Annotated in this window: 5 protein-coding genes; 1 reads left to right on the top strand and 4 read right to left on the bottom strand. The window is 72.8% G+C overall.

Going from position 1 to position 4,544, the window contains the following annotated elements; all coding sequences use genetic code 11:
• Positions 1-113: 113 nt before the first annotated feature.
• Together ABD908_RS26610 and yaaA are read right to left on the bottom strand one after the other, a co-directional pair.
• On the bottom strand, positions 114-413 hold the full coding sequence (locus ABD908_RS26610) for a hypothetical protein (protein WP_345001808.1): 300 nt from the start codon (positions 411-413) through the stop codon (positions 114-116).
• A 141-nt stretch (positions 414-554) separates the two neighbouring features.
• The gene (yaaA, locus tag ABD908_RS26605; RefSeq protein ID WP_345001806.1) at positions 555-1,301 is read right to left on the bottom strand and encodes a peroxide stress protein YaaA; all 747 of its coding nucleotides are present in this window, start codon (positions 1,299-1,301) and stop codon (positions 555-557) included.
• A 25-nt stretch (positions 1,302-1,326) separates the two neighbouring features.
• Between yaaA and ABD908_RS26600 the strand changes: the two genes are divergently transcribed.
• The gene (locus ABD908_RS26600; protein WP_345001804.1) at positions 1,327-3,075 is read left to right on the top strand and encodes a proline--tRNA ligase; all 1,749 of its coding nucleotides are present in this window, start codon (positions 1,327-1,329) and stop codon (positions 3,073-3,075) included.
• Between the two features lie 54 nt (positions 3,076-3,129).
• Here ABD908_RS26600 and ABD908_RS26595 read toward each other — a convergent pair whose 3' ends face one another.
• Entirely contained in the window at positions 3,130-3,927 is a 798-nt protein-coding gene (locus ABD908_RS26595) for a DUF4190 domain-containing protein (protein WP_345001802.1), read from the bottom strand.
• 38 nt (positions 3,928-3,965) lie between these two features.
• Positions 3,966-4,403 (bottom strand): ferritin-like domain-containing protein, encoded by a 438-nt coding sequence (locus ABD908_RS26590; protein ID WP_345001800.1) that lies wholly within the window; start codon positions 4,401-4,403, stop codon positions 3,966-3,968.
• Between the last annotated feature and the right edge of the window lie 141 nt (positions 4,404-4,544).

Genomic DNA, 4,544 nt, shown 5'->3' with positions numbered 1-4,544 from the left:
CCAGGCACTCCGCTGTCCGGGCTCGCGCGCCCGAGCGGTGAGATCCGACGGTCCGCCGATATCGAGCGCCCGGCCGGCTTCCAGCCGGCCCCGCCCCGCACCAGCGGGCCGGTTCAGCGGGCGCAGCAGCCGACCGCTGCCCCGCCCACCCGGGCCGTTCCGGTGGCGCGTCCGAGTGCGCCGATGCCGCGCCCGAGTGCGCCCATGCCGCGGCCGAGTGCGCCGATGCCGCGCCCGAGTGCGCCGATGCCGCGCCCGAGTGCGCCCATGCCGCGGCCGAGTGCGCCGATGCCCCGCCCGAGTGTCCCGGTGCAGCGATCGAGTACGCCCATCCAGCAGCCGAGTGCGCCTCGCCCGACCGCGCCGGTCGGGAGCACCGACGATGCCCGCCACATCGCGCCGACGACCGACACCGGTCGGCATCGCATGCGCGTCGGCGGGGGCTCGCCGCAGGCCGAGCGCGTGAGTCGCGCGCGCCGACACCGACTCGACGACGTCCAGGACTGAGCGGGAGGGCGCGCCGCGGGTGACGCGCCACCGAGATCTCGCGTTGCTCAGCCCGCCGTGACGATCGTGACCTCCGTCGGCCCCGACACCTCGGCCCGCAGGCCCGCCTTCTCGGCGATCCGCACCACCGCGCGGGCGTCCATGGGCTCGGCGCGCGTCGCCACCAGCGCCCGCGCGAGCAGGCCCTTGTGATGCTTGTTGAAGTGCGACACCACGGCCCGGCTACCGTCCGCGCGTTCGGTGACGACGGTGGCGGTGACCCCGCCGTCGACCCGTCCGAGCGCGGCGTACCCACCGGACCGCAGGTCCACGATCAACCCGCAGTCGAGCGCTGCGAGCTCCGCGGCCAGCGCGGGTCTCCACTCCGCGGCCAGCGTGCGCAGGCCGGGTAGCTTGGACCCCGCGGACAGCCGGTACGCCGGGATCGGGTCCCCGGCCCGCACCACGCCGAACAGCGCCGACCCGATCGCCAGCCGCGCATCCGCCTTCGCGCGCTGCGCCTTCGACAAACCCGGCACGTCGAGCGCCTCGTAGAGCACGCCGGTGTACCGCTCCAGCGCCGGCCGCGTCGGTGCCGTCCACAGCGCACGGTTGCGGTCGAGTTCGTCCGCCTGCCCCTCCGACAGTCCGAGGGCGGCGCGCCCGGCACCGTCATCGGCGGATACCGCCACGAGCGCGTCGGCGAGGCGGCGGCGCGTGTCGGTGAGGCCGAGCAGCGACAACTCGCCGAGGTCGAGCGGGGCACCGGACCCGCCGCCGACCTTGGTCTCCGACGGGGGAAGCAGGATCAGCACAGCAGGCACATTAAGCTATGGCCCCGTGATCACCCGACTCTCCCACCTCTTCCTCCGCACGCTCCGCGACGACCCGGCGGACGCGGAGGTCCCCAGCCACAAGCTGCTGGTGCGTGCCGGCTACGTGCGCCGCGTCGCGCCCGGCGTCTACAGCTGGCTGCCGCTGGGGCTACGGGTCCTGCGCAACATCGAGGGCGTGGTGCGCGACGAGATGAACGCGATCGGCGGCCAGGAGATCTCGCTGCCGGCGCTGCTGCCGCGTGAGCCGTACGAGACCACCAAGCGGTGGACCGAATACGGCGACGCGCTGTTCACGCTGAAGGACCGCAAGGACGTCGACATGCTGCTCGGCCCCACGCACGAGGAGATGTTCGCCCTCACTGTGAAGGGTGAGTACAACTCGTACAAGGACCTGCCGGTCGTCCTGTACCAGATCCAGACCAAGTACCGGGACGAGGAACGTCCCCGCGCGGGCATCCTGCGCGGCCGCGAGTTCGTGATGAAGGACTCGTACTCGTTCGATCTCGACGAGGGCGGGCTCAAGGACGCCTACCACGCCCACCGCGAGGCGTATCAGCGGATCTTCTCCCGCCTCGGGGTGAGTTACGTGATCGTCGCGGCCACGTCCGGCGCGATGGGTGGCAGCGCCTCCGAGGAGTTCCTGGCCGACAGCCCCGTCGGCGAGGACACCTACGTCCGGTGCCTCGAGTCCGGCTACGCGGCCAACGTCGAGGCCGTGGTGACGCCCGCGCCCGCCCCGATCCCTCTCGAGGGGCTCCCCGAGGCCGTCGTCTACGAGACACCGGAGGCGCCCACCATCGCGACGCTGGTCGACTGGGCCAACTCGGCGGACCTGGGCTGGACGGTCACGGCCGCCGACACCCTCAAGAACGTCATGGTCAAGACCCGGCTTCCCGGCGGCGAGTGGGAGCTGCTGGGCATCGGGATCCCCGGCGATCGCGAGGTCGACGAGAAGCGCCTGGAGGCGTCGCTCGAGCCGGCCGAGGTCGCCCTGCTCGACGACGCCGACTTCACGGCCAACCCGTTCCTGGTGAAGGGCTACATCGGCCCGCGCGGGCTGCAGGCGAACGGGGTGCGCTTCCTGGTCGACCCGCGGGTCGGCACGGGCACCCGCTGGATCACCGGCGCCGACGCCCACGGTAGGCACGTCGTCGACCTGGTCGCGGGCCGCGACTTCACCCCTGACGGGACCATCGAGGCCGCCGAGGTGCGCGACGGCGACCCGTCGCCCGACGGTCGCGGCACCCTGGTCTCGGCGCGCGGCATCGAGATCGGCCACATCTTCCAGCTCGGGTACAAGTACACCGACGCGTTCGAGGTGGACGTGCTGGGCGAGAACGGCAAGCCCGTGCGGCTGATCCAGGGCAGCTACGGTGTCGGTGTGTCCCGTTTGGTCGCGGTGATCGCCGAGCAGTGGCACGACGAGAAGGGCCTGCGGTGGCCCAAGGGCGTGTCGCCGTTCGACGTGCATCTCGTGATCGCCAACCGTGACGACACCGCCTGGTCGGGTGCCGAGGAGCTGGCCGCCGCGCTGGACGCGCAGGGCCTCGAGGTGTTGCTCGACGACCGCAAGGCGTCGCCCGGGGTCAAGTTCAAGGACTCCGAGCTGCTGGGTGTGTCGACGGTGGTGGTGGTCGGCCGGGGCTGGGCCGACGGTGTCGTGGAGCTGCGTGACCGGATCACGGGCGAGTCTCGCGAGGTTCCGGTGGCCGATGCGGCGGCCGTGATCGCGGCCGCGGCGCGCGCTCGCTAGCAGGGCGGAAGGCCCGCACCGGAATCCGGTGCGGGCCTTTCCGGTCGACCGAGGTCAGCGCAGCTGCAGCAGGGTGAACCACGCGTTGCTGGTGGTGTCGGAGTGGGTGGCGACGACGATGATGATCCCGATTATCACGATGATGCCCAGCACGACCGCGACGCTGCCGGTGATCACCCCGGCGAGAGCCATTCCGTGACCGGGGGCGCCGGTCTGCTTGATCCGCCGCATCGCGATGACTCCCATCACGATGGCGGCGATGCCGGGGAGGAATCCGCTGCCCCACGCGCAGAGCAGCAGAATGCTCACGATTCCGACCACCAGGGATGCGATTGCCAGACCGTCGTTGCCCGTCCGAGGCACGGGCTGGCCGTATCCGCCGGTGTACTGGCTCGGATCGGAATAGCCGCCGAACTGCTGGCCGCCGGGGTACTGCTGGCCCGGGTACTGCTGGCCCGGGTACTGCTGGCCGCCGGGGTACTGCTGGCCGCCGGGGTACTGCTGGCCCGGATATTGCTGGGCGCCGGGGTACTGCGCGCCCGGGTACTGCTGTGATCCGCCGGGATAGCCGCCCCCGTACTGGGCCGGATCGGACGCCGGGTTGGTCGGGTACTGCGGCAGCGCGGAGTACGGGTCCGACGGCGCGTACGGATCCGACGGCGGCTGGGGCGAGCCGAGCGTGTACCCGCCGTACGGGTCCGCCCCACTGCCCGGCGTCGAGGGTCGGCCGGTGCCCGGCTGCCCGGACACGGGCTCACCCGAGCCGGACTTGGACAGGCTCGGCCGGATCACCGTGGGGTCGTCACCGCCGGTGTCGCCGCCGGGCCGCTGGTTCGGATCGCTGTCGGTCATGACCGCCAGTCTATGCAAGCGGCCAGCGCGACCGGCGGCTACTGGTCTTTCGAGCCGGGGAACGGCGGCGTGGACGGCGTGACGTTCAGGGCGATCCGCCAGCGTGCCGCTCGGGTTGCGGCGCCGGTCAGGCCCGTCAGTGCGAGCCTGCGGTCACCGTCGTCGCCGGCATCGGCGAGCAGCACGCGGTAGGCCTGGGCGCACTCGTCCTCGGCGGTCACGGCCAGCTTCGCCGCCGACGTCGGATCGGTCACCTGGGTGGGCAGGTTGTAGGCGGCGGCAGCCGCGGGCGGGGTGGTCCCGGTGGCGGTGAGTGCGGCCGCGAGCGCGTCCCGCTGCGCCCGGTGCGCGTCGACGAACTCGGCCGCCGACGTCTGCCGCGGCGCCAAGGAATACGCCTGCACGATCCCGTAGGCGTACACGGCGGCGTACTCGGCGCGCAGCGCCGCGGTGAGGCCGTCCTGCTCGGTGCTCATGCGAGCACCACCTGCGCGTGCGTGCTGGTGGCGGCGGAGACCGCGCCCAGCAGCGACGCCCGGTACCCGGACGCCGCGACCGCCGCGTCGCCGGCGGCCTTCGCGGCCGTGTTCAGACGGTCGAGCAGCGCCGCCAGCGCG

The sequence above is a fragment of the Tsukamurella soli genome, assembly GCF_039541155.1.
In the GTDB taxonomy this organism is placed as follows: domain Bacteria; phylum Actinomycetota; class Actinomycetes; order Mycobacteriales; family Mycobacteriaceae; genus Tsukamurella; species Tsukamurella soli.
Note: the sequence above shows the minus strand (reverse complement) of the source record. Positions and strands in the feature narration are given on the sequence as shown.

Excerpts from the sequence above, each read along its gene's own strand:
- ABD908_RS26590 (WP_345001800.1), bottom strand. The coding sequence starts at position 4,403 with ATGAGCACCGAGCAGGACGGCCTCACCGCGGCGCTGCGCGCCGAGTAC.
- ABD908_RS26595 (WP_345001802.1), bottom strand. The coding sequence starts at position 3,927 with ATGACCGACAGCGATCCGAACCAGCGGCCCGGCGGCGACACCGGCGGT.